Origin of the sequence: Paenibacillus polymyxa (assembly GCF_001719045.1) — a bacterium.
Classification (GTDB): Bacteria; Bacillota; Bacilli; order Paenibacillales; family Paenibacillaceae; genus Paenibacillus; species Paenibacillus polymyxa_B.
In genome coordinates, this window is sequence record NZ_CP015423.1 from 1,915,906 (window position 1) to 1,941,061 (window position 25,156).

21 protein-coding genes are annotated in these 25,156 nt (G+C 46.7%); 2 read left to right on the forward strand and 19 right to left on the reverse strand.

The window, feature by feature from the left end; all coding sequences use genetic code 11:
* Positions 1-42 precede the first annotated feature (42 nt).
* The 12 genes from cydC to AOU00_RS08770 form a co-directional block, all read right to left on the reverse strand.
* Positions 43-1,809, reverse strand: a complete 1,767-nt coding sequence (gene cydC / locus AOU00_RS08715; RefSeq protein ID WP_069290413.1) for a thiol reductant ABC exporter subunit CydC — start codon at positions 1,807-1,809, stop codon at positions 43-45.
* Positions 1,790-3,550, reverse strand: coding sequence for a thiol reductant ABC exporter subunit CydD (gene cydD, locus AOU00_RS08720; RefSeq protein WP_069290414.1), 1,761 nt, complete (start codon positions 3,548-3,550; stop codon positions 1,790-1,792). The genes cydC and cydD overlap by 20 nt, the downstream gene beginning before the upstream one ends.
* Complete coding sequence (gene cydB, locus AOU00_RS08725) at positions 3,550-4,563, reverse strand: cytochrome d ubiquinol oxidase subunit II (protein WP_061828918.1); 1,014 nt, start codon at positions 4,561-4,563, stop codon at positions 3,550-3,552. The genes cydD and cydB overlap by 1 nt, the downstream gene beginning before the upstream one ends.
* Positions 4,550-5,956: a cytochrome ubiquinol oxidase subunit I gene (locus tag AOU00_RS08730; protein WP_069290415.1), complete on the reverse strand. Its 1,407-nt coding sequence runs from the start codon at positions 5,954-5,956 to the stop codon at positions 4,550-4,552. Before AOU00_RS08730 ends, cydB begins: the two co-directional genes overlap by 14 nt.
* A gap of 404 nt (positions 5,957-6,360) precedes the next feature.
* On the reverse strand, positions 6,361-8,019 hold the full coding sequence (locus tag AOU00_RS08735; RefSeq protein WP_069290416.1) for a response regulator transcription factor: 1,659 nt from the start codon (positions 8,017-8,019) through the stop codon (positions 6,361-6,363).
* Positions 8,012-9,802: a cache domain-containing sensor histidine kinase gene (locus AOU00_RS08740; protein ID WP_069290417.1), complete on the reverse strand. Its 1,791-nt coding sequence runs from the start codon at positions 9,800-9,802 to the stop codon at positions 8,012-8,014. Before AOU00_RS08740 ends, AOU00_RS08735 begins: the two co-directional genes overlap by 8 nt.
* A 162-nt stretch (positions 9,803-9,964) precedes the next feature.
* Complete coding sequence (gene def, locus AOU00_RS08745; protein ID WP_069290418.1) at positions 9,965-10,546, reverse strand: peptide deformylase; 582 nt, start codon at positions 10,544-10,546, stop codon at positions 9,965-9,967.
* A gap of 299 nt (positions 10,547-10,845) precedes the next feature.
* Positions 10,846-11,820, reverse strand: a complete 975-nt coding sequence (locus AOU00_RS08750; protein ID WP_023990345.1) for a polysaccharide pyruvyl transferase family protein — start codon at positions 11,818-11,820, stop codon at positions 10,846-10,848.
* A complete protein-coding gene (locus AOU00_RS08755) occupies positions 11,795-13,174 on the reverse strand; it encodes a lipopolysaccharide biosynthesis protein (protein WP_069290419.1) in 1,380 nt (459 codons plus the stop codon). The genes AOU00_RS08750 and AOU00_RS08755 overlap by 26 nt, the downstream gene beginning before the upstream one ends.
* A 72-nt stretch (positions 13,175-13,246) precedes the next feature.
* Positions 13,247-14,200, reverse strand: a complete 954-nt coding sequence (locus tag AOU00_RS08760; protein ID WP_069290420.1) for a glycosyltransferase family 2 protein — start codon at positions 14,198-14,200, stop codon at positions 13,247-13,249.
* Positions 14,201-14,239: 39 nt separating this feature from the next.
* On the reverse strand, positions 14,240-15,181 hold the full coding sequence (locus tag AOU00_RS08765; protein ID WP_023990348.1) for a glycosyltransferase family 2 protein: 942 nt from the start codon (positions 15,179-15,181) through the stop codon (positions 14,240-14,242).
* Positions 15,182-15,385: 204 nt separating this feature from the next.
* Positions 15,386-16,186: a DUF1836 domain-containing protein gene (locus AOU00_RS08770; protein ID WP_069290421.1), complete on the reverse strand. Its 801-nt coding sequence runs from the start codon at positions 16,184-16,186 to the stop codon at positions 15,386-15,388.
* 206 nt (positions 16,187-16,392) lie between these two features.
* Here AOU00_RS08770 and AOU00_RS08775 point away from each other — a divergent pair, with 206 nt between their 5' ends.
* Both AOU00_RS08775 and bacA read left to right on the forward strand, forming a co-directional pair.
* Positions 16,393-17,781, forward strand: a complete 1,389-nt coding sequence (locus AOU00_RS08775) for a hemolysin family protein (protein ID WP_172828279.1) — start codon at positions 16,393-16,395, stop codon at positions 17,779-17,781.
* A 127-nt stretch (positions 17,782-17,908) separates the two neighbouring features.
* Positions 17,909-18,706, forward strand: a complete 798-nt coding sequence (gene bacA / locus AOU00_RS08780; protein WP_081330696.1) for an undecaprenyl-diphosphate phosphatase — start codon at positions 17,909-17,911, stop codon at positions 18,704-18,706.
* A 141-nt stretch (positions 18,707-18,847) separates the two neighbouring features.
* On the opposite strand, the gene AOU00_RS08785 is transcribed toward bacA, so the two are convergent.
* From AOU00_RS08785 to AOU00_RS08815, 7 genes are all read right to left on the reverse strand, one after another.
* A complete protein-coding gene (locus tag AOU00_RS08785) occupies positions 18,848-19,174 on the reverse strand; it encodes a thioredoxin family protein (protein WP_025721930.1) in 327 nt (108 codons plus the stop codon).
* 210 nt (positions 19,175-19,384) lie between these two features.
* Complete coding sequence (locus AOU00_RS08790) at positions 19,385-20,296, reverse strand: aldo/keto reductase (protein WP_069290422.1); 912 nt, start codon at positions 20,294-20,296, stop codon at positions 19,385-19,387.
* Positions 20,297-20,453: 157 nt separating this feature from the next.
* A complete protein-coding gene (locus tag AOU00_RS08795) occupies positions 20,454-21,197 on the reverse strand; it encodes an alpha/beta hydrolase (protein ID WP_069290423.1) in 744 nt (247 codons plus the stop codon).
* Positions 21,198-21,230: 33 nt separating this feature from the next.
* Complete coding sequence (locus AOU00_RS08800; RefSeq protein ID WP_069290424.1) at positions 21,231-22,211, reverse strand: siderophore ABC transporter substrate-binding protein; 981 nt, start codon at positions 22,209-22,211, stop codon at positions 21,231-21,233.
* Positions 22,212-22,223: 12 nt separating this feature from the next.
* Positions 22,224-22,982 carry an iron ABC transporter ATP-binding protein gene (locus AOU00_RS08805; RefSeq protein WP_028541804.1) on the reverse strand — a complete coding sequence of 253 codons (759 nt, stop codon included), beginning with the start codon at positions 22,980-22,982 and terminating at the stop codon, positions 22,224-22,226.
* Positions 22,976-23,926 (reverse strand): iron chelate uptake ABC transporter family permease subunit, encoded by a 951-nt coding sequence (locus AOU00_RS08810; protein ID WP_013312013.1) that lies wholly within the window; start codon positions 23,924-23,926, stop codon positions 22,976-22,978. The genes AOU00_RS08805 and AOU00_RS08810 overlap by 7 nt, the downstream gene beginning before the upstream one ends.
* Positions 23,916-24,869 (reverse strand): ABC transporter permease, encoded by a 954-nt coding sequence (locus tag AOU00_RS08815; protein ID WP_069290425.1) that lies wholly within the window; start codon positions 24,867-24,869, stop codon positions 23,916-23,918. Before AOU00_RS08815 ends, AOU00_RS08810 begins: the two co-directional genes overlap by 11 nt.
* Positions 24,870-25,156: the final 287 nt, after the last annotated feature.

A 25,156-nucleotide genomic window follows, 5' to 3' on the forward strand; every position in this document is an offset into this window, starting at 1 on the left:
TTAGAGATAAGTGCTGTTAATAAAAATTTTAATTACCTCATTTCACAGGCTCGGATGATCCAGCTCATACAGGTTGCGGTATCGGGGATGCTCCTGCCACAGCTGTTCATGACTGCCCCGCATGGAAATGGTGCCCTGCTCCATAAAGATCACCTCGTCCATATGCTCCATTCCCGTCAGATGATGCGTGATCCAGATGAGCGTTTTACCCTCCAGCACACGAAACATCGTCTGCATGAGCTCATGCTCTGTCAGCGGGTCAAGCCCCACTGTCGGCTCATCCAGTAAAACAATCGGGTGATTTTTCAGCAAAATCCGCGCCAGTGCAATTCGCTGTTTTTCTCCACCGGAAAAACGAAGACCTGTCTCCTGCATTCGGGTATCGTAGCCCTCCGGCAAAGAATCAATCAGGGCTCCAAGCCCTACCTGCTCTGTTACTGCACGAACCTCATCCAGCGTAGCATCGGGTCGTCCCAGCCGAATATTGTTCGCTACCGTTGTATCGAATAAATACGGCTGTTGGTTTAGCACTGCAAATAGACTGGAGTATGCTCCACCTGTATATACGGGAATGCCTGCGACAGTGACGCTACCTTCATCAGGCTGCAATGCTCCCTGAATCAGGTTCAGTAGCGTGGACTTGCCCGCACCACTGCGACCAAGCAATGCAACCTTTCCCCCCTGTGGTACGTGCAAAGAGATATCACGAACGCTCCATTCCTGCGTTGTCGCATAGCGGTAGCTTACGTTGTTCAGCAGCAGGTCTCCTCCGTGGCCCAATCGCATAGCGGTAGCCTGTTCCTCTAGAATATCTGCTGTTCCGCCTGCTCCAGGTGTAGGTGTGTCTTTCTCCGAATCCTTTAACCGTCGAACTGAATCCTGATACTCCGGCGCATGAACCACCGCTTCTCCAGCGCGAACGAAGGCATCCAGCAATGGAAAAGCCACAAGGGCAAAGGATGCCAGCCATGTGGCTTCTATACGATTCTGTGCTACCAGTCCTCCAGCCCACACAGTCATAATCACAACCCCGGCACCTACAACGCATTGTGCGATCCAATGAGAACGCCACTCGCTCCGGCGAAGTGAATTTTCCATTACGGCAGCCCTATTGTGTCGTTGTGTAAAGGTGCTCAGGAAATGCCCAGTCCGTCCGCTCAGCACCAGATCACTCATGCCGAACAGAGCATCCGTTAGCTCCTGATAGGCTTTACTCCGTTCCTGCTTGAACACTCGCCGTTTGGCGAGTGAGGTCCATAGTGAGATAGCTGGGGCAATAAAAAGCAAAAATCCACCATATAGTGCCATGAGCAAGGCAAAGGTTCCGTCCATCCGTCCAAGCGCCCAGATGCCTGCTGCATAAATCAGCAAAGCCGATAGCGCAGGCAGAACTAGCTTCAGATAGATGTTTTGAAGCTGCTCAATATCCTCTGCCAGCATTCCCAAGAGGTCCCCTGTACGGAATTTGCTGCGAATCATCAGCGCCTGCGGTTCCACTGCCCGATATAAGCGTACCCGCATACGGGACACAAGGCGCAGTGCGGCATCATGTCCTACCAAGCGCTCCAGGTACTGAATAACCGCTTTACTAAAGCCAAATGTTCGCACAAGCACAATGGGAACGTACACCATTAATATATTTTCCGGTTTTAAGGCCGAACGGGTAATCAGATGACCGGACGTAAAGAGCAACGCGCCCGCACATCCAATGGCCAATGCACCCAAAAGAGCAGCTACCAGAAAGGCCCAAAAATATTGTCTCAGATACGTCACAAACCAGCCTTGTCTGCTATTGTCCGTTACTCTCATATCGTCCGTTCCCTCCTTCCGACATCCCCGTCAGCAATCGGTAATATGCCCCCTTACGGGCAATCAATTGTTGATGGGAACCTACTTCTTCCAGACGACCTTGATTCATCATCCAGACACAGTCCATATCTGGCATCCAATGTAGCCGGTGGGTGGCAAGAAACACTCTTTTGTGTTTCAAAACCGATAAAATCGTCTGTTTTAGCTCCCACTCTGTCTCAATATCCAGATGCGCCGTAGGCTCATCCAATAAAATGACCGGACGGTTACTGAGCAATGCCCGCGCCAATGCAATCCGCTGCGCCTGCCCTCCGCTCAGTGTCCTACCTGCTTCACCAATGGGCTCATTCATTCCACCCGGAAGACCGTCTACCAGTTCACGCAGTCCAACCGCGTCAATCGCCCACTCTACCTGCTGGTTGGATGCCTCAGGTTCATAAAAGCGGATATTATCTGCCAAAGAAGCGCTAAACAGGTAAGGATGCTGTGGAATATACGCAATATGCCGTTGCCATTCAGTTTTGGCTTCCCCACCCAATCCGCATCCATTCAGGAGTAGCTCGCCTGAAGTCGGATCAGCAAAGCCGCCAAGCAGACTAAGCAGCGTCGTTTTACCTGCACCGCTAGCTCCAACGATGCCGATCATGTTCATGTGCGGTTCAACATGTGCAGACACATGTTCAAGCCGGGCAGAACCGTCTTCATTCAGGAGGCACACATCAGACAGCTCAAGAATGTCCTGTCCCGTGATGTCCAATCCTTTATCGTTAGCTGCCGGTTTATTCGGCTTGGTCGCATCATCCTCTGTACTGAGAATGGAGCGTATTGCTCCCCAAGCCTCCTTGCCATCCAGTGAAGCATGATAGTCTGATCCCAACTGGCGTATAGGCATAAAATATTCTGGCGCCAAAATAAGCACCGCCAGCGCTGCCTCCAAACCCACCGAGCCACTAATCAGGCGCAAACCCAAGCCTACCGCGACAAAAGCGACCGATAGCATACTAAAAAAATCAAGGGCAAATGAGGAAAGAAACGCTACCCGCAGCGTGCGCATCGTTGCCGTGCGGTATTGGTCGCTGACCTTCCCAACCGTTTCCCCATGCTCTTGGCTACGACCCAAAAACCTTAGTGTCTGAAGTCCACGCAGCGAATCCGTGAAATGGTGAGATAACAGACGATAGGAACGCCACTGCTTGTCTGCCTGCTTCCGCGCCGCCAAGCCGAGCAAAATAAAGAAGCCTACCAGGATTGGCATCGTAGTCGTCAAAATGACACCTGAAATGACATCCAATGTGAAAACATACACAAGCACAAGTATAGTTACAGCCATCATGTCAATCATACGAGGAATGGACAGTTCCAAATACGTGCGAAAACGATCCATGCCGTCCAGCGCTAGCGTCACCAATTTGCCACTGCCTTCCTGCGCTGCAAAACCCGGCCCCCGTTCGAACAAACGTGCAAGCAGACGCTCCCGTAAGGAAGCGCCTGAAGCTTCGGCAAAACGGCCTGCTGTCCGGCGTTGCAGCCAGATCATCGTATGCCTCATTGCAAAAGCTGCGAAAAACAACGCCAGCGACGGCCAAGCCATTACCAGCGGATTTTTATCAAATAAAATCGTAACAGCCTTTGCCAAGAAGACTGCTTGTGCAATCACTGCGGCCCCCTGGAGCAGGGAAAGGGCAGCCAGTAGCAGCATCACTGGCCGAATGCCCTTTAATTCAAACCATGCCTTATCCATTAGTATTCCAAATGATCCTTCTCACTGAGACGCTTATGGAAAACAAAATAGCTCCATGCCTGATAAGCCAACACAAAGGGTAAAAGCGTTGCTGCAACAATCGTCATGGCTTTCAGTGTGTAATGACTGGAGCTTGCATTATAAATCGTTAAATCAAAAGCACTGTTAATCGAGCTCACCATAAATCTTGGGAACAAACCGACGAATAACGAAACGAAGGTCAGTAAAATCACTGCACCTGTCATCCCGAAGGCCCATCCTTCACGGCGCTGCTTCAGGAAGTACCATGTCAGCACATAGGCGACAATTCCCACCGCAACCGCAGCATACATAAAGGGACCGCGACGTGCAAATAAATCCGTTGCAAAATAAGTCCATACCACCATGCCAGCGAGTAAAATGCCCAATACCGGGAGAAATTTGGACGCAATCACGCGAGCGCGATCCCGTACTTCTCCAATCGTCCGCAGGGAAATAAACGTCAGCCCGTGCATTAGACACATTCCGACCACTGTCAGTCCAATCCATACGGTGTATCCATTGAATACATCGGAGAATCCAGCTTTCAAATCCATGTTTTGCTGAATAGGTACACCTTTCACCAAAGCCGCAAAAGCCATACCGAACAGCATCGGCGGTAGAAAGCTGCCAATCAGAATGCAGGCATCCCACGTTCCTGTCCACCATTTCCCTTCAGCCTTGCCGCGGAACTCAAAAGAAACTCCACGCAAGATCAAACCTAGCAAAATAAAGACAAATACCAGATAATATCCGCTGAACATGGTTGCATAAAAATGCGGGAAAGCGGCAAACATCGCACCTGCTGCTGTAATCAGCCACACTTCGTTGGCATCCCAGAATGGACCAATCGTATTGATCATCAAACGTTTTTGTTGGTCATTACGCGGCACCAATCCTGTGGCCATTCCTACGCCAAAATCAAAGCCTTCCAGAAAAAAGAAGCCAGTAAACAGCACAGCAATCAATAGGAACCATAAATCATTTAGCGACAATGGTGTCACCCCCTTGAGCAAAAGGATCATGAATTACCGTTTGTTGATGCGGCTCAATATCTGGACCTTTGCGAGCCGTACGGTAAAACAGAAACGCCAGCACACCTGTTAAAATTAAATACAATGTGGTAAATGAGATGAACGAGAACAACACTTCTCCAGCCACAACAGTAGGCGAAACAGAATCTTTCGTTTGAAGTAAACCAAATACAGTCCACGGTTGGCGACCTATTTCAGTCATGATCCAACCTGAAGTGTTCCCAATGAATGGAAGGGATATCCCCCATATCATAAGACGGAAGAACCAGCGATGTGAACCTTCCAACTTTTTACGGAACGTCAGGTAAGCTCCGTATAAAGCGAGTGCAATCATGCCACATCCCGCCGCAATCATAATGCGGAAGCTCCAGAACGTGGTTCTTACTGGCGGGATATAATCTCCCGGACCATAGGTTTTCTCATATTCTGCCTGAAGCTCATTCATACCAGGCACAGAGCCGGTAAATTTACTATAGGATAGAAAACTCAAAGCAAAAGGAACTTTAATCTCAAAGGTATTTTCCTTTTTTCCAGGATCAATCCATGCGATAACTGTCCAAGGAGCGGGGTCACCGCTGTTCTCCCATAAGCCCTCACTGGCAGCCATCTTCATCGGTTGTGTTTTCACTAAATATTGAGCCTGACCATGACCAAACAAAGGAATAGCTATGGCGCTGATTAAGGCAACAATAATGCTCAATTTGAAAGAAGGTTTAAAAAAGTCCATATTCTTTTTTTGCATCAGCTTCCATGCACTGATACCCGCGATCAGAAATGCTCCTGTCGCAAAAGCAGCAAACAGCGTATGCGGAAATTCCCATAGCAGTTGTTCGTTCGTTAGCAGAGCGGCAAAATCTTTCATTTCTGCACGTCCATTTTGAATCTCATATCCTACGGGACGCTGCATGAATGAATTAGCAGCTAGAATCCACAATGCCGATAACATCGTACCGATAGATACCAACCACATACAGATTAAATGGACCGTTTTGGACAATCTTTCCCAACCGAATACCCATAATCCGATAAACGTCGATTCTAGAAAAAATGCAAGCAATGCTTCAATCGCCAGCGGCGTACCGAATACATCACCGACAAAACGGGAAAAGTCCGACCAGTTCATCCCGAACTGGAATTCTTGCAAAATCCCGGTGACTACGCCCAGTGCAAAGTTAATCAGCAGAAACGTTCCCCAGAATTGAGCCATTTTTTTGTACAAGTCATTTTTCTTGATAACATACATCGTCTCCATAATTGCCACCAATAACGACAATCCAATAGAGATCGGCACATAAACAAAGTGAAGAATCGTTGTAGTTGCAAACTGCAACCGTGCCAAATCCAATACGTCCATGATGTTGCTCCTCCCCCTGCACTTCTCTTAACAATGATTTATAGTATTATAATCTGAAGTCTTCTCCATTTGTGATAGTATTCACATTCTTACATATGCAGCGGTCACTTTTTAGAAAATGACTCACTCCGTACCTTCACCATGGCTGTCATGATCCGGCTTCAGATTTATCCCCATTATATAGAATAAATTTAAATGAAATAGAATCGAAAATGTGAACATCGTGTCAAAGCTGTGTCATAATGGTGGCGATTTGATGAAAACGCCCTAAACTCCATAACAAATGTGACATTTTCGATTGATCTATCCATTTTTTCATCATAAAAAAAGAGCCTCTCTTCGTTCGAAGGTTATACCTCCGACATCTGCAAGAGAGACTTCATAGCGTTAAACCTAGGAATCTATCAACAGCCATCTGTTCCTCCGTTCTTTTGAACCCGATTACGGTAGGAGGAAGGTGACATTCCAGCATACTTTTTAAATTTACTATGAAAATAATCTGCATTCGCATATCCCACGCGTTCCGCCACCTGGTGTACCTTAATTCCTTGTGCAAGCAATTCCCTTGCTCGCTCAATCCTCACCTTATCCAGGTAGGCATTAAAGGCCTCGCCAGTATGACTTTTGAACAGTTTGCCCAAATAGCCACTATTGTAATTGAACATATCTGCCAGTAACTCCAGTCGCAAATTTTCATCATAATGACTATGTATAAAGTCAATCATTTGTTTCATGATGATGCCCTTGCCACCAGATTCAGTCTGGCCAATCCATTGCAACACATGCTCCAGCGAGTGATCCACCAGCTCGCCCAATGTGGAATAAGCATATACATCGGTTATAAAGCTGGAGTGCTCCTCCAGCACGGTTCTGCTGTGATCCTGTCCGGCTACATACTTGTTTAACGCCAGTGTGAATGTTTGGGCGAACGCCGCCTTGATTGCAGATTCTGTGCGATAAATCCGTGGAAATTGGTCTTCCATTTCCTTAATGACACGGGTTGCAGCTTCACTATTAGCCATATCTAGCGCATAGTACAGCTTTTCTGCATAACGTAGGGGATCATTTGTAGCACGATCAGACGCTCCACTCATTTCAGCCTCAACTGTCTCCAATTCGTGTAGGTCTCCGGAAAGCATGACTCTTTCTGCCCGGAACAAAAACGTACGTTCTAACAATCGTAGTGCCTGTTCAAAAGATCTGGGAATGTCGTTAAGAATGGATACAGGATCACCGGCAGCCACATAAATTTCCGTTGCCCACGGCTTTAGCTCCTGTCGCCAAGCAGCCAGTAACTGAACAGCATCTTTCTCCGTTTTTAACGTGGCGGGAAGCAAAAGACCCATATATATTCCAGCCTCAAACATGATACCTCTGCCCTGCTCATGGCACAATTCCGTTAGCCGCTGCTTTGCTGCCGACTGCCGAGCTTGCCGATCCCAGTCAGGAATACGTAAATCCAGCAGAATAACCTGATAGCTACTCCAGTCCAACGCTGGTAACGCGGGCTGTTGTCCATGTTTTCCGTTACCGCTTTGATGTTCAGCTTGCTCGGATGCTTTGTGCAGAGAATCGCTGCCTTCTACGGCATTACGAGCATGCTCTCGATGAACCGGAAACAATAATGCTTCGATCCAATTACGCTCATGGGAAGGCGTACTTCCCCATTTACCGTCTTCTTTCTCGTCCTCAATGTTTTGCCATACCCGTTTCAACTCTGTCGTCATTTCTTCCTCATCAACTGGCTTCAGTAGATAGCCATCTACCCCGAAGCCCAAGGCTTGCCGTGCATAATCAAAGTCTGCATATCCGCTTAATATGAGAAAATGAAACGGCTCTCCGTTCTTTTCACGTATGCTTCGTATGACCTCCAGTCCACTCATCCCGGGCATACGAATATCTACAATGACCAACTCCGGCCGATGCTCTCCGAACTTATCCAGAGCCTCGCGTCCGTTCCCTGCCGTATCGACAATACGGAAGCCACAATTCCCCCAGTCAATAATAGAGGACAATCCTTCACGAATCGCAGGCTCATCATCTACAATCATTGCTTTATACATTTGACTCTTCCTCCCTTGGTATGGAAAAGTATACGGTTGTTCCTACTTGTAATGCGCTTTCAATATGCAGTCCATAACGTTCGCCGTACATCAATGTCAGACGTTGATGTACATTACGCAGGCCAATACTGCTCCCTTCCGGCTCATCCGCCCCCCTGATCCGATCTAGCAGACGGGTCAGTTGCCCAGCTTCCATGCCGATCCCGTCATCTTCTACTTTAATTTTCAACTCTCTTTGTTCTATTGTAATATCTACCTTCACGGTAACTGGCTCTTCCTTATTTTCCAGGCCATGAATGACTGCATTTTCCACCAGCGGTTGTATGATTAAGGGAGGAATCGACATGTCCGTCGCGCTTTCTTCCAAATTCACTTCATAGATCAAACGATTTCCAAATCTGAACTGCTGAATTTGCAAATAGGATCGCACCATATCCAGCTCCTGTAGTACCTTCGTTTTACCACTGCCAATCTCCAGATTCCGACGCATCAGCCTGCCAAGCAAACGCACCGTCGTTGCAATTTCCGCTTCCCCATTCAGATGTGCTTTCATTCGAATGGACTCTAACGCATTAAACAGAAAGTGCGGATTAATTTGGCTGGCCATCATTTTTAGCTTGATATCCTTTTGTGCCAATTCCAGCCTGTTGTTGTGCTCACTCGTCTCATAGACCTGCGCCATGAGTTGGCGAAAACTACTCACCATATAGTTGAAACGGCGGGATAAATCCCCGATCTCATCTCTTCCCTCCACACTCGATACCACATGAAAATCGCCCGCGGCTACCTTACCCAGCTCATAGCTCAACCGCTGTAGTCGTTTGGTAATCAGCCAGGAAATGATGGTGATCAGAATCAGTGCCATAACCAGCACTGCAAGAACACATAAAGCACCAATCAGGCTGATTCGGTTGGCTCCCTGTACAATATGCTCCGTCGAAAACACTGAAATAATCGTAAATCCGCTCACACTGGAGGCGGGCAGCAGCTCATCCACGATGATGTTGGAGGGCACTCCGTTGATTTTCGCTTCATATATCCCCTTACCCGCACGCTGGACGTCAAAGCCCAAATGTAAATCGCTCAACGTTTGGCCCACCGACTGTGGATGAGTAGCTGCGACCACAATCCCGTTACGATCTGTAATCAATGTTTCAAAAGGCTCCTTGCTCAGCATATGATTCAACTCGGTCTGGCTCAGCGATATCATCAGAACTCCCTTGGTACTGTATTCGGGAAATGGAATTTGCCGTACCAGGCTCAGGCGATTAACCGGGTTATCTTCCTTATCCTGAATGTAAAACCAGTTAATCGCCGTCCCCTTCAAAGCCGTCTGGAACCACGGCTGCCGCTCAATGTTAGAGTCCACTGGAATAAACTCCAGATTATTGACAAGCGTCGGATTGTACGAATAGAACCGGATGGTAGCAACTTCTCTATATTGCTGAGTATACTCATTAAAATCCTTGTATTGATGATACGCATTCATCAGCTCTACCATACCCGGATACCGTCGGTTCGCCATCTCCCTCAGCCTTTTATCGAACATGAGCCCATTTGAAATATCCGTTGGCACACGCAGTAAATTTGCCGTCTGGCTCTTGATCTTTTCCACATTGTTTACCGTCTGGGCAATTGCACTATTCAATGCCTGCTCTCGCAAATAAAAAGTAACGCAACCGCCGACCACCAGCACCGGGATCATGACAATCAGTACGTAGGAGAACAGCAGCTTATTCCGCATACGCATATTATTCATCAAAAGCCGTACTCCACGATTCATGCCATCCCTCCCATAAGATAAGCGCTTACATTTTTATGTATTTTCACATTCTCTATCACAATCTACACGTTTCCAGTTTAAAGCTTCGTAACCTCTATATCTATATTTTTGTAAAATTTAAAAATGTGGCGAACGGAGTCACCACACTTTACGATTCCTAAACTATTTACGTACAAAAGGTTCGATATGCACTCCCTGCGGCAGCTTATGCGGATCTTCCGGGTTGATACGGTCATAGAACATAATGCCGTCCAAATGGTCCATTTCATGCTGCACTACAACCGCTGCATAACCTTTGAAAGTCAATAGCTCCTGTGTTCCGTCTGGTAAAGTGGCCTTAATACGAATTTTTTCGTAACGCGGTACATATCCGGCTACGTACCGATCTACAGACAAGCACCCCTCACCCTGTTCCAAATAAATCATGGACGTGGAGTGACTGACCAGCTTCGGATTAAACAATGCATACTCTACCGTTTTGTCCCCATCTTTATAATAAATAGCGCACATTCTTTTGTTCAGACCTACCTGATTCGCAGATAACCCCACACCCGGGCGCAGCTCATAACGGGTAGCCAGCTCTTCATTTTGGCTATTTTTCAGATAATCCAGCATCCATTGCATCTGTTGCAGGTCCTCTTCAGACAGCGGCAGGCATACCGGCTCAACCTTTGTGCGCAAAATCGGTTCCCCTTCACGCACGATATCCTTCGTGAGAAGCATGTCCATCGATTGATTACTCATTCGTCAGCCTCGATTCATTTAAATAAATATACTTTCATGTTATTCTTCAAAAGTTAGGGAGTTCCCAATATTCCTACAAGTTTTATCCCATAAATTATATCTATTCATGAAATGAATTGTCAAAATGAAGCGGTATTTAAGCCATTAAATATTCATTGCCTTAATGGTTTATCTAATTAACAATTATACTGATGCTCTATATATCCTTAAACGAAAAACCCCCTTAACCAATGAAGTGGTCAGGAGATTTTTTGCCGTTATCATACCTTTGAAATTAATCTACGTATCTTTTCTTACTATTAAGATGGCTGCTCCAACGCACTTGGAGCTTCACTAAACAGCTGCGCCTTTGGATTCGGCTGTGTCCAGGTATTATAATATTGCGAGTTCTTGCCGTAGGAGTTGTCAATGACAACGTGCGGCATATCAAGCAGACAGGCCAGAATGTGACCATGCAGCCGTGAAGTGCGAACCTCTCGATAAGAGCTGAACAGCGTAACCGCTTTGTTCATGAGATGGTCTGTATACTTGTACCAGAATGTACGCGTAGGCAACGGGCCACCAATTTTCTTATCCAGTCGATAAAACTTCTGGAAATAGACAATTCCCTTCACTTCCAGCGGAGTGAACAAAGTATCCCAGTCCAGCCGGTGAGCGGCATCTGCCTCGTCATCGAACTTCTTTTGTCCACCCACCGTTTCAATATCAGTCCGCAGGAAATACAATACATCCTTCACGGTTTCCGTAGTCGGCTTCAATGGCCAGAGCTGGTGTGCCATATCAGGACATAGTGTGATACTGCACTGGTTCAGCTTGTCCTTAGCCCACTGATAAGAGCGAGTATCCCGCACAAACATATGTAGATCCGGATGAGCATTGAACAAGGCAGCGACTTCATTAGCCTTCTGTTCAGATTGAAAGTGGATCGTCTGCGGCATAATCACAATTCGGTGGTTAGGGAAATCGCGAACGATGCGTTCTCGCAAATTTTGGTGATTTGAATAGAGATCGCCGAAGTTGCCGCCGCCGTGGCACACGATAATCCAGTCACCCGGAATTTGGAGCCGATCGGGAATATCCATAGCGCTATAACGGGCACGGACACGTATGCCATTATCCTTGAAGAACGCTTCAGTGCCTTTCATGATGAGTACATCCCCACCGTTATTATAGACGGGATAATCGACATAAATGATATTCGAACCTTGGGGGACTACGTCGAGAATGACGCTCAGCTTATTTTTCAGTTTAGCCATGGGATGCAAATTCGGCATCTTTCAGTTCTCCCTTCCTGCGCTTCTTTTGTATAGTCTGAATGACAAATGTAATATCATTTTTATCAAAAATGATCCGTGATAGCGGAACATTGAAAAACATCGGGAATGAGAACAGTGAGAACGCCAATCGTACACAAGCGCCCACAAGCAAAGCAATCGCAATGCCGTCCAGACCGAAGATCGGTGTACAAATAAAAAATAGACCGACGGTGATCGCATAGGCTACAATTTGCCGGAACAATACCAGTCCCGGACGTCCCAGCGCGTTAAAGGCCGAAGCCAGAATCCATGAGCCGCCACCAATGATACATTCCAGTGACAGCAGATAGAACGTTAGCGATGCTTCCAGGAAAGCGGGGCCGTACAGCAAACCCAGCATGTATCGTCCAATGAAGAGAGCAGGCACAATGACGATTAGCATCGCAGCCATAGAGATGCGAAAAGCACGTCCTACCGTTTCGACAATCTTGCTATGCTCCATCCCCGTCACTTTTGGAAAGGTAACGTTAGTGACGGCATTTTGCACCACATTGAACACACGAGACAAGGCGTAGACGACAGAGTACAGGCCGAACGCTTTGGGTGATAGCAGCGCCACTATAACGATTTTGTCCGTTTGTGTGGACAGCGTCCCCATCAGCTCCATCCCGTAAACCCTCGCTCCATAGCTATAATAAGGACGAAGCACTTGGCGGCTGGTAAATGGACGGAAAGCACGCACATTCATATACTTGCGCAAACGGAGGAACGCCCACACTAGTGCAAGGAAACTCGCGGCAAAATTCACTGCCCCAGCCAGCTGCACATTGAGCAAGCCCATCAGCCACAGTGTCACCAGACCGATGAAATTCAGTAACGGGTAGTAAAACAACAGACCATTATATACGCTAAACCGATCCAGTCCTTGCGACAATGCTGTCGTCAGCGCTGTAAGCACTGCCAGTGGTATGGCTGCCGCACAATAAAGCTGGGACAGTTGGATGATGTCCGCACCATAACCATTCAGCCACAGCGGCATGCATATCCAGGCCACAGCCCCTGCCAACAAGCTGGCAGGCAACTGAATCCAGAGCGACAACGCCAGCAGTTCTTCCGTCGTGCCTGTTTTCTTCTTGATGTTGTAAATTAACGACGTTGGTAATCCGAAGCTCAACACACTGCCGATCAGCGTAGGCCAGAACAGAACTGCCGCCAGTTCTCCTTTCCCCTCTACTCCGAGCATACGTGCGGTCAGGATGGAAGTCAGGGTCGTGACGATTAGCACAAAAAAATTGTTAAAGCTCGTGCGCATGATCGTTTTAGCGAGACTGTCACCCGTGAATACTTTCCTTGCTGCTGTCCATGTGCTCATGTTACGTCCAACTCCTGTTCCTTATTAAGCCTCTCGTCTCTATGCTCAATCGCGTCTTATGACGCACCTCCATCAGCCTACCGTTTTTTTGGAATTACGTTCAGGCAACTGTCCCCCGCCAACAGGCTCCTTCGGACTTGAAAAGATCGCTTTCAGCGCTCTTCTATAGCCTTGAATGGCAGTATGATTTTTCTTGGGCTTTTCTCTCAAAATCTGATACAACGTCGTCCAGTATAGTGCTGCATAACCGATCGGCCCAGATCCCTCTTCACGCAGGAGATGAATATGATTCATCACCCGCATATAAGTAACCTGCTCCATATTGTCGCGTGAGGACGGCGATTCGTGATGAAGCAGCGTAAGCGCCGGGTTAATGTACAATGGGCCGCTTTTCATCGCGATGCGCGAAAGTAACAAATCCTCGCCTACGCTATAGCTTTGCAACCAAGATACCGGCTCCAGACCGCGAATCGCTTCACGACGAAATGACATATTACAGCCATGGAAAAACTGGGTTCTAAACGTCTTCTTGGCCTTATGCCAGTTATACATCGAGCCGGACTGACCGCTGAGGGATAGCCTTCCTTTGGACAAAGACTGCTGGAATGACAGCAAGCATCGAATTGTTCCCATGAAGCTGTTACTCATTCCCTGTGCGATACCGCCGACACCAGCGGCCTGCGGGTAAGCCTCATAGGTACGCATCAACTCATTCAAGTAGTTGCTCGGCAGCTCAACGTCATCGTCAAGGAACAAAATGATGTCACCCTGCGCAAGTTCAGCTGTCTTTACACGAGATAACCATAATCCCGGCTGCTCCTTGCGATGATATCGGTAGGTAATTCCCGCTCTGCCTAACTGACGCTCATAACGTTCCAGCACATGCTTTGGCAGTTCTCCGTCGTCAATAATCCATAGCTCGGTTTCACATGCCTCCGGTGCTCCCCCGATGGCAATTGAATTGATGCATCGGGTCAGATCATCAACCCGATTTCGGGTGCACAGAGCAATGGACAAGCTTAACATCATACTCCCCCTTTATCCTGTCAATGTGTATAAAACGGATTACTGAACCGCCGGGCCTAAATATTCGTTATATTTTTGCTTGCGCGGGTTCAGAATGAACAACACCCCCTGCTTGTATCCATCTGCGGCATTAAAATTACGACGCAGCGTTTCTTTGAGCATCAAGTAGGATAAGGTCCATAAAAGGGCTCCATACTGAATCACTCCAGCCTTTTTCAAGGCAAGAAAATAATAGTGGTTAATCGCTGTTGCCTTGGCTACTTTGCCCGCCTTATCGCGCGAGCTTGGAGATTCATGATGAATGATGGTTAAGTCAGGATTGATAACTAATTTGCCGTAACGGCTCGCCAACTGGCACATGTACAAATCGTCAGCCACGGCATAACTGGTCATCCACGGATACGGCTTCATGTCCCGAAGCGCATCCCTCCGAAATGACATATTGCAGCCATGGAAAAATTCTGTATCGAAAACCTCCGTTGCTTCGCCCCAACGCAGCAAAGAACCTGCCAGACTACTAGGCGAGAGCTTGCCGAGGGATGAAGACATCTGAAATGTCAAAACGCCCAGCAGCTTTCCTGCCCGGCTCGAATGTAATCCCTTTGCAATCCCTCCAACACCCACAATCGTTTCATCCTGATCATAGGTATCGAGCAAGCGCCGGATATAGAGTTTATCGTCCAGTTCTGCATCATCGTCAAAATACAGCACAATATCATACCGCACAAGGGACAAGGCCTCATAGCGGGATAACCAAACGCCGGGACGACTTTTTTTATAATATTTCAAAACGCTTTGAGGCAATCCGGATACCATGTGACGGTACTGCTCGATCTGTTGGTCGGAAATATCGCCGTCATCAACAATCAGCAGTTCTACAGCCGTATGCTCCAATTGCTGCTGTACTGCAATAGATTGTATACAGCGTGTCAGGTCTTCGATCCGGTTGCGGGTACAAATGATGATGGAGACATCGGACATGCCATTACCTCCTGTGTGTGTATCCAGATGCTTTGGAAGAGATATTCAAAGTTTTTCCAATTGCTGGATTATATATGTTTATTGTATCTTTGACAGCGTTTTAGTGTATATACCTCTTTTGTATACTTTTTCAGTCTCCAAAAGGGTAGACAATCCTCTAAAAAGAGAAAAAAAATAGGATTGGCTTCTAGTGCCAATCCTGATTTACCCTTGGAAGTCCAGAAACAACGTCGCATTCACATACCTACGTGCCATGGACAAAAAATAACTATTTTGCACCGCTACTGCTGCCACCAGCAAAGTATTACGCACCGCTTCACACTGGTTAGGGGTCAAATGCTGTAAACGACTGGTGTATTGATCAGCCGCCTGAACCAGCAGCTCCTCTGTCGCACCTTCTTGACGCTGCTGTCCTGTAATGGAATTTCCGTTGTCCTTTGCATAGCCTGCTCCAGCAACATCGAGCATTTGGTCTCCATTCGCATCCAGCTCCTCAAACAAAGTTGAATAGGCAGCGTACAAATCGACCGGCTGAATCAGATCGTCCGTATCATCTTCGGGTTGTTGGAACAGGATATGAAATAGCTGACGGATGGATTCAAAATCAAGACATGATTTTAAATCTTCCACAATGAGCAATATAGCTGCCTGGTTGACCGAGTATTTTTTGCCGATCTTCGGAGCGCCGAGAAATTCCTTGAAGTCACGTTTGACCCAATTTTGCATAGAGGCCAGTGAGACATGGCTGTATTCGACCAGTTGACCCAGGGAAACGATCTCCTGTAGCGAAAAGGCTGCGCTGTGCTTACCCTTTATAATTTTATCTAGCACAGGTGTCACGTCGGTGTATAAAAATGTCGGCATCGTGCTCCCGGAGCGGGCAAGATGGCTATGAGTGCGCCTCCAGGCGTCCTGAAGAACGGCAAAAGGCTGCAATTCGCGGCGACCTTCCATGGCCAGCAGCAAATGGGCCATATCACGACGAGTAAGGGTAAAAGACTCCATCTGCTTTCCTCCCTTTCTTACATTTCAAGTTCATTTGAACTCATCATACGCCCTCAAACTAGGCTTGTAAAGCGAAGCAATGAGCCGTGCGGGTTCTATTATGCCTTATTTTTCGTGTAAATTGGAGGTAGGTGACCTGCTACGATTCCATATGAACCTTGTATATTTCCTTTTAAGTTCTTAAAATAAGTTCAAGTGAACTTAAAATGGAGTTCCTTAAAAAATTGAACGAAAAAGGGATGAGTGAAAATTATATGGGTATAGGTGTCAGTCTATTTTTGTTTGCGGTGTTGATTTTATTTAGTGCTTTCTTCGTGGCTACCGAGTTTGCGATTATTAAAATCCGTTCCAGCCGGGTCGATCAGCTGGTCGTGGAGAACCGTAAAAACGCACTGGCGCTACAAAAAGTCGTCAATAATCTGGACGGCTACCTGTCCGCCTGTCAGCTTGGTATTACGATTACAGCGTTGGGACTCGGCTGGCTCGGTGAACCGACCGTAGTCAAATTGCTGGAGCCTATCTTTCAACAGCTCAACATCAATGGGGATTTTTCACATATCCTGGCCTTTATTATTTCATTCGTCATTGTAACTTACCTGCACGTGGTGATCGGTGAACTGGCTCCCAAAACATTGGCGATCCGCAAAGCGGAAGCTGTCAGTCTGTTAACCTCTCCAGTCATCGTGTGGTTTAACCGGATTATGTATCCGTTTATTTGGCTCCTTAACGGATCGGCCAATCGTCTGGTTCGTCTGTTTGGTCTTCAACCGGCTAGTGAGCATGAAGAAGCACACTCTCAGGAAGAAATTCAGATCATTTTGTCCGAAAGCGTGGAAAGTGGTAAGATCAATAACACCGAATATGGCTACGTAAATCGTATCTTTGCTTTTGACGAGACCGTTGCCAAAGAAATTATGGTGCCACGTACAGATATGGTATGCTTGTTTACGAATCGCTCGCTACAAGAAAACATGCTGACTATTCACGAAGAGCAGTATACCCGTTTTCCGGTGGCGACAGATAGCAAGGATCAGATCATTGGTATGATTAATACCAAACAGCTATTCCTTGAGTATGATCGCAATCCCGAGCTTGTTTTCGACAGCCTGATTCAACCGATCTTGACCGTTCCGGAAGTTATCCCCGTCAACACGCTGCTGAAACGTATGCAGAAGGAGCAGGTTCATATTGCTCTCCTGGTCGATGAATACGGTGGAACCTCCGGCCTCATTACCATTGAGGACATTTTGGAGGAGATTGTTGGCGAAATTCGGGACGAATTCGATAAGGATGAACGGAAGGAAATCGAGAAACTGACGGAGAACAGTTATTTGATGGATGGTAAAGTGATGCTTTCCGATCTGAGTGATCTGACTGGCTTGACATTGGACAATGAAGACGTGGATACTGTCGGAGGGTGGGTGTATAGCCGGGTTCCGGAACCTAGACAGGGCAAGGAATTCATAGAAGATGATGTGAAATTTATCATTCGTGAAATGGGTAAAAATCGTATTCGTCGGGTGGAGATTATTTTACACCACACATCCCCCGCATCTGAATTGGAAGCAGAATCGGACACTTCTTCCCGGGAGTGAACCGTGTGACCTGAGCGTTTATCTTTGCACTTGTGACACTTGCGTTCACTCCTACTGAAATGACATATTCCCAGGGCAAACGACTTAGGTCGTTTGCCCTGCACGCGTGTAAGGAGGAGCTAGTAAAGTGGATATTTTATCTTCTATTATTATGGGAATTATTGAAGGACTGACAGAGTTTTTGCCGGTCTCTTCGACGGGTCACATGATCCTCACGGCTAATCTTCTAGGATTAAACACAGAGAATGATACGGTCAAAACGTTTGAGGTTATCGTGCAATTAGGTGCTGTGCTGGCGGTCGTCGTATTATACTGGCGCAGATTCCTGAGTCTGTTTGATTTCAGACGCAAAATCTCGAGTCAGCCACGTCTAAACCTGTTACATATTATTTTAGCCATGATCCCTGCGGGCCTGATTGGCGTACTGTTCCGTGATGTAATTAAGCAATACCTGTTTGGTCCTGAAACGGTTTTATACAGTTTGGTGATCGGGGGCCTGCTCATGATCGCAGCTGAAAAATTTCATCCGCCTATTAGATCATATACGCTGGATGAGATCACGTACAAACAAGCATTTACCATCGGTGTGTTCCAAGTCCTAGCTCTGTGGCCAGGCTTCTCCCGTTCAGGCTCAACCATGTCTGGGGGCCTATTCGCACGTGTAAGCCATACGGCAGCCGCGGAATTTACATTCCTCGTATCTGTTCCGATCATGCTGGGTGCATCGGGTATTGATATGATCAAAAGTATGGATCATCTGTCTATGAGTGATTTTCCAGTGTTCGCGGCCGGCTTTATTACGGCCTTTATCGTCGGGATGCTGGCGATCAAAACATTCCTTGGTCTGCTCAAACGCTTGAGCCTGACTACGTTCGCCATTTACCGCTTCGTGCTGGCGGCTGTGTTCTTTTTCATTATTTTATAAGCCATTGTTTGGTGCCAATAACCAATAACCAATAACTAAAAAGGGATATCCATAGGGTCTGAATGATCAGCCTTGGATATCCCTTTTACTATTTTGCGGAAAGGATAGATCGTACTGAACTATCCCTATCATGCGTTCTGATTATTGTTTGGATTCCAGCGTAGTCAAATATTCCGAAATTTGAGCTGGCGTTTTAGCGTATTTGCTGTGCAAATGAGCAATTTTTTCGCCATTACGGAACACGAGCAGACTCGGAATGCCGCGCACTTGATTTTCGTCGGCAATCGGCTGAAATTTCTCTGCATCAAGCGCAAAGAAGCGCTTATCCGCGTTTTCCTCAATAATGCCGTCCATAAATTTATCCAGTGTCTTGCAATCCGGACACCAGGTTGTATCAAATTTCACGACGGTCAGACCGTCACCGTTAATTAAATCCTGATATTGCTGCTGAGATTCGATGCGTTCCATTCGTTGGTCCCTCCTAGAGTGTATTTATAACGTCTCCATATTCACATATGAATTATAAACCGAGGCTTATTCCTATATTGTAATGGTTCTTTTATAAATTGCAACTTGGATAGGTACATGTTCAAGCGTGTACTTCGGTTATAGACTGAAATGTAGCGTTTATAGTTAGGAGCAACAGATGAACACACTTTTGTACCATCATTGCCCTTATCAGCGGTATTGCGCATCATAACGATTGGCTCGGCTGATTTGCTGTAGTGTCTGCCGCTCTTGTTGAGTTAGCGGTGCAATATCCGCAGCAGAAATATTATGCTCCAATTGTCCCAAAGAGCTTGCACCCGGGATCACAGCAGCAACCGTCGGATGTGACAAGCTATAACGAATAGCTGTCTGACCCATACTACGGTCCGACCCTGCAAATGCCTTTAATTGCTTACGCACATCCAGCAGCTCTGCTTCATTGTAGTCCAGATATCCCTTGGCTATCTTCCCTTCCCCTTCGTCAGCCAATACACCACTGGCCACAGGCCCACGTGCAATCACGCTAATTCCCCGCTCCTGAAGCAAAGACAGTACCTCTTCCTCTGCACGCCGATCCAGTAAACTATACTGATTCATAACACTAACGATATTCGAACGTTCAACATATTCACGGATGACATGAGGGCGAATGGAGGAAATACCATAGTAACGAATAACGCCCTCCCGCTGTAGTTGCTCAAAAGCCTCTATGGTTTCGTCCATCGGATCGTCAATCGTCCCTCCGTGCAGCTGATACAGGTCGATGTAGTCCGTTCCAAGGCGACGCAGGCTCTCTTTAACAGCAGACAGAATATATTTCTTGGATGGGTCCCATCCCCAGCCCTCCTGCCCCGGTAGACGCCGATTGCCGACCTTGGTCGCCAGGATGACCTCCTGCCGCCGTCCACGGATCGCTGCACCCACGATTTCTTCATTGCGTCCGTGCTGGTACAAATCTGCCGTATCCAACAGGTTTACGCCCCCGTCTAGCGCTTCATGAATCAAGTAAACACCTTGCTGCTCCTCCGTACCGACCGACATACATCCCAAACCAATTTCACCTACCAGCAAATCCGATGATCCCAGGCGGTTTTTTTTCATTTATGCTCCCCTCACTTCCAACAACGTATAACTTTAAATTTTTAATATTTCTCTATTATACGAAAAAAATATACAAAAAAAACAACCCCAAAGACATAGAGACTCCACGCTCTCCAATCCTTTGAGGTTGTTGTATGAGATTCGTATTCCATTCATGCTATCCGAACAGCCATTGGACGGCCTTAGGAAATTGACGCTGAAAACAATCCACACGATGTACCGCATCCTGATCCAGCTCAAGAAGCACATCTTTTGCACCCAGTCCCTGTGTCCGCAGCACCTCGTGTGCCTGGAGGGTCAGCGGAACCATATCTTTTTGTACATTCGTCTTCCCTTCACCTTCACGGGTCCCGACAGATATATACAAGCGATGTGTCCCATCCCTCACAGTTGCACAAGATGCAGATTGCATATAATCAATCATACCCGGATACCAATACGAGCCTGAGATGGAACCGACGCGTCCGAATACGTCCTTATACTTGAATACGGCATACATGGAAATTAATCCGCCCAATGAGGCGCCAATGATCCCCGTATGCTCCGATCCAGTGCGCACTGGATATCTTGCCTCGACGTACGGCATTACTTTTGTAACCACAAACGCCAAATAGGCATCTCCGCCACCGCCAAAAGCAGGTCTTCCTTCTACTAAAGCCGCTGCCTTCCAAGGCGTGTAATCATCCAGTCGATTTACGGGCTCAATACCTACCAGCACCACACGGGGCAGCTCTTCCGTAGAAAAACCTCTTTCCAACTCATCCAACCCGCTTAGAAATAAAGAGCTGCCATCCTGCACATACAGCACAGGATACAGCTCATTATGATTCACGGAGACGGGAGGTGTATAGATGTGTACAAGGTACCCATCTAATAGAATTTCATCTATATGACCTTTCATCCTACACAGTCCTCCATGATGTGAATGTATTCATTACAGTGCAGCATCCATTTCCTTGATCATTTCAGACACAGATTCTAGACCATTACCTGACAGGTACCAGTAGTTAGGATCAAGGTATACAATATGACCGTTTTTAAATGCATTGGTTTTCTTCACCAGTTCATTCTCCATGGTTTGTTTGCCTGTAACCTGTTCCTTGCCTTCTTCGACCACCACAGCCCCACGGTCAACGACAAAAATATAATCCGGATTTTTTTGCTGTACATATTCAAAAGAAACCTTTTGACCATGCGTGGATACTTTAATGCCAGGATCTACAGGGGTTACGCCAAAAGCATCATGAATGATACCGAAGCGAGATTGTGAGCCATATGCGCTCAGGCTTCCTTCATTCGTCAGCACGATCAGTCCTTTAGCTTTGCTCGCTACAGCCTTGTCATGTACGGCCTTGATGGAGCTATCAATCGCAGCCAGTTCCTGCTTGGCAGCATCTTCTTTGTCGAAGATTTGACCTAGTGTTTCAACGTTTTTCTTAAAGGAATTGATATAATCCTTGGTGTCTACAGCCATCGAAATGGTCGGTGCAATTTTACTCAACTCTTTATATGCATCAGCTTGTCTGCCACCGATGATGATCAGCTCAGGAGACAGATCACTGATTTTCTCGTAATCCGGTTCAAACAGCGTACCCGCACTTGCATATTTGGAATCTTTAAATTTGCTCAAATACGTAGGAAGATCCTGCTGCGCTACTGCCGCAACGTCAACGCCCAGCTTATCCAGCGTATCCAATGAACCGAAATCAAAGACAACGACATTTTTTGGATTAACTTTGACTTGTACCGGGTTTTCATCCAGTGCGTGTTTGACCGAGATGGTTTTGGATTCCGTTGTTGCAGTAGAAGAGCCGTTGCCAGTCGCTTCCGGTGTTGCCGGAGCTGCTGTGCCACAGGCCGACACAATCAGTACCAATGCAAGCATTAGCGTTAAAAACATCATATTTTTCTTCATTTAACATTCCCCCTAAGTGAAATAAACGCAAATTTTATGGTCACCAATCTGTTGAATCGGAATATCCATATCGTACAAATCCTTTAATACCTGACTATCAATCATCTCGTCAGCCGTTCCTTGTTTTAGCAACCTGCCATCCTTCATCCCTACAATATAGTCTGAATAGCAGGAGGCAAAATTAATGTCATGCAACACGACCAGAATCGTTTTGCCGAGATCATCCACCAAACCGCGCAGCGTCTTCATAATCTGAACCGAATGCTTCATATCCAGATTGTTCAGCGGCTCATCCAGCAGGATGTATTCTGTGTCCTGAGCCAGAATCATGGCAATAAAAGCCCGCTGTCGCTGTCCCCCACTAAGCAAATCAATATGCTTATCTTTCATATCCTCCAGTCCCATGTAGGCCATAGACTGCTCCACCATTTTGCGATCCTCGCTGTTCAATCTGCCTTTGGAATACGGAAAACGGCCGAAGCTGACCAGCTCCTTCACGGTTAAGCGAATATTGACATCATTGGTCTGTTTTAAAATAGATATCTTCCGGGCTAGCTCCTCGCTTTTCGTCAGGCTCACGGCCTGCCCGTCAATGAGGATTTCTCCCTCATCACTGTCAGTCAGGCGACTAATCATCGACAACAAAGTGCTTTTTCCAGCGCCGTTAGGTCCAATAAAGGAGGTAATCGTGCCTTTAGGTACAGTGACGGATACCTGATCCACCACATTTTTATTCCCGTAGCGTTTGGATACGTTTCTGACTTCTACCATGACTTATTCTCCCGCAGCAAAAGATACAGGAAGTACACCCCCCCGATAAAGTTAATAATGACACTGACCGTTGTCGATAAGTCAAATACTCTTTCTGCCAGCAGTTGGCACCCTGCCAATGCAATGACGCTAACACAGATGGAGGCCGGAATAATATAACGATGCTGATAGGTTTTCATCACCTGATAAGCCACATTGGCCACAATTAATCCGAGAAACGTAATCGGCCCGACAAGCGCTGTAGAAATGGAAATGAGAATCGCTACAATTACCAGCAGCCTTTTAATGATAAAACCATAAGGAAGACCCAGGTTAATCGCATGCTCCCGTCCCAGCGACAGCACGTCCAGATACTTGATGAATCTCCAAGCATAAGCGAATACGAGCACAAGAATGAATACAGAAAGCCACAGCAGCTCGGTGTTTACATTACTGAAGCTGGCAAAGCTCTTGTCCTGGATTTTCGCAAATTCGTTCGGATCAATCAGTACCTCCATAAAGGTAGATAAACTGTTAAACAGCGTGCCGAACACCAAACCAATCAGCAAAAGTACATAAATCCCGCGTCCATCTTTGCGGAAAATTAATTTGTATAGCAGTCCTGCGAACAGCACCATCAGCCCCACCGATAGCAAAAAGTTCAATTCTTTGCTGGTCGAAATGAAGGGTACGGAACCAAATGCAAAAATAATCGTCGTCTGAATCAGCATATACAGTGAATCCAGCCCGATAATACCGGGAGTCAAAATTTTATTATTCGTAACCGTCTGGAAAATAACGGTTGCAAAAGCAATGGAGCCACCTGTCAGAATGAAGGCTGCGATCTTTTTCAATCGTCGTGGCAGCGCGTAATGCCAGGTGTGCGGAAGATCTATAAACACGAAAGCAGCAATCAACACAAGCGCGGCAGCGGCTAATATTCCGATTTTTAATTTAGGATTCATAAGCCCTTCTCCTCAGCAGCAAATACAAGAACACCGCGCTCCCGATCACACCAACCGTAAGCCCTACAGAAATTTCATACGGATAAATGATCACCCGTCCCAAAATATCGCAAAACAACACAAAGACGGCGCCCAAGATCGCTGTATGGGCCAGGCTTTTTTTCAGATTATCCCCCATATACATGCTGACCAGATTGGGTACAACCAGCCCCAAAAAGGGAATCGTCCCGACGGTTAAGATGACAACAGAGGATACCAAAGCCACGATCACCAAACCGACATTGACAGTGCGCTTGTAATGTACACCCAAGTTGGCCGCAAAATCCTCACCCATGCCTGCAATTGTGAAACGATTCGCATATATGTACGCCAGCGCAACCAAAGGAACACTAAGATATAGCATCTCGTAGCGACCACTCATGATTAGAGAAAAATCCCCTTGCATCCACGAAGAAATGCCCTGAATCAGATTATATTTGTAGGCAAAAAAAGTCGTTACCGAATTTAAGATGCCTCCAAACATCAAACCGACCAGCGGGATAAATACCGGGTCCTTGAAACGGATTTTATCCAGTATTTTCATAAAAATCAGTGTTCCCCCTAGAGCAAATCCAAAAGCCGTCAGCATCTTCGTCCAAAATCCTGCCGCTCCAAACACCATAATAGCCATCAGCACACCCAATCGTGCCGCATCCATCGTCCCTGCGGTGGTGGGCGATACGAATCGGTTCCGGGTAAGCTGCTGCATGATCAATCCACAGATACTCATACTCGCCCCTGCGATAATGATACTGATCAATCGTGGGAATCTGCTAATTAGGAGTACCTGCGCCTGATCGTTGGTTAAGTGGAACAAATCAAGTGGAGTTACATCATGAACACCAATAAACACCGAGGCGAAGGCCAGTACCAGAAAAGCCAGTATTAAATAACGTAATTTCATCTCTAACTAAGGGAGCCTGTCCAATAACCTGTACCAAGCTTCGGCCCTGTCCTCCCCTCAATAATGATAATCATTATCAAAAATCAACTAGCATAAATTATATCAGTCATCTCTTATCTGTCAAATTTTTTGCAATGAATAAACCATGTCAAAAAAGGTGTTAGCAAAACCTGAATAGTCTAAAGAGCGAATGAGCAAATAAGAGCAATATCCTGTAAAATAGAGGTGGAAGATTTTGGGGCTCTCTTTTCCATTTTTACTGTAAGCAGTTCTTGAAATTCGGGATT

Bases quoted from the DNA above. Each gene is read 5' to 3' on its own strand.
- AOU00_RS08805 (WP_028541804.1), bottom strand. From the start codon at position 22,982: ATGGTAGAAGTCAGAAACGTATCCAAACGCTACGGGAATAAAAATGTG.
- cydC (WP_069290413.1), bottom strand. From the start codon at position 1,809: ATGAGAGTAACGGACAATAGCAGACAAGGCTGGTTTGTGACGTATCTG.
- AOU00_RS08765 (WP_023990348.1), bottom strand. From the start codon at position 15,181: ATGTCCGATGTCTCCATCATCATTTGTACCCGCAACCGGATCGAAGAC.
- AOU00_RS08740 (WP_069290417.1), bottom strand. From the start codon at position 9,802: ATGAATCGTGGAGTACGGCTTTTGATGAATAATATGCGTATGCGGAAT.
- AOU00_RS08790 (WP_069290422.1), bottom strand. From the start codon at position 20,296: ATGAAAAAAAACCGCCTGGGATCATCGGATTTGCTGGTAGGTGAAATT.
- AOU00_RS08755 (WP_069290419.1), bottom strand. From the start codon at position 13,174: ATGAGCACATGGACAGCAGCAAGGAAAGTATTCACGGGTGACAGTCTC.
- AOU00_RS08815 (WP_069290425.1), bottom strand. From the start codon at position 24,869: ATGAAATTACGTTATTTAATACTGGCTTTTCTGGTACTGGCCTTCGCC.
- def (WP_069290418.1), bottom strand. From the start codon at position 10,546: ATGAGTAATCAATCGATGGACATGCTTCTCACGAAGGATATCGTGCGT.
- AOU00_RS08810 (WP_013312013.1), bottom strand. From the start codon at position 23,926: ATGAATCCTAAATTAAAAATCGGAATATTAGCCGCTGCCGCGCTTGTG.
- AOU00_RS08760 (WP_069290420.1), bottom strand. From the start codon at position 14,200: ATGTTAAGCTTGTCCATTGCTCTGTGCACCCGAAATCGGGTTGATGAT.
- AOU00_RS08730 (WP_069290415.1), bottom strand. From the start codon at position 5,956: ATGGACGTATTGGATTTGGCACGGTTGCAGTTTGCAACTACAACGATT.
- AOU00_RS08735 (WP_069290416.1), bottom strand. From the start codon at position 8,019: ATGTATAAAGCAATGATTGTAGATGATGAGCCTGCGATTCGTGAAGGA.
- AOU00_RS08750 (WP_023990345.1), bottom strand. From the start codon at position 11,820: ATGCCGAATTTGCATCCCATGGCTAAACTGAAAAATAAGCTGAGCGTC.
- AOU00_RS08775 (WP_172828279.1), top strand. From the start codon at position 16,393: ATGGAGTTCCTTAAAAAATTGAACGAAAAAGGGATGAGTGAAAATTAT.
- AOU00_RS08785 (WP_025721930.1), bottom strand. From the start codon at position 19,174: ATGGAACGCATCGAATCTCAGCAGCAATATCAGGATTTAATTAACGGT.
- AOU00_RS08795 (WP_069290423.1), bottom strand. From the start codon at position 21,197: ATGAAAGGTCATATAGATGAAATTCTATTAGATGGGTACCTTGTACAC.
- AOU00_RS08800 (WP_069290424.1), bottom strand. From the start codon at position 22,211: ATGAAGAAAAATATGATGTTTTTAACGCTAATGCTTGCATTGGTACTG.
- cydD (WP_069290414.1), bottom strand. From the start codon at position 3,550: ATGGATAAGGCATGGTTTGAATTAAAGGGCATTCGGCCAGTGATGCTG.
- AOU00_RS08770 (WP_069290421.1), bottom strand. From the start codon at position 16,186: ATGGAGTCTTTTACCCTTACTCGTCGTGATATGGCCCATTTGCTGCTG.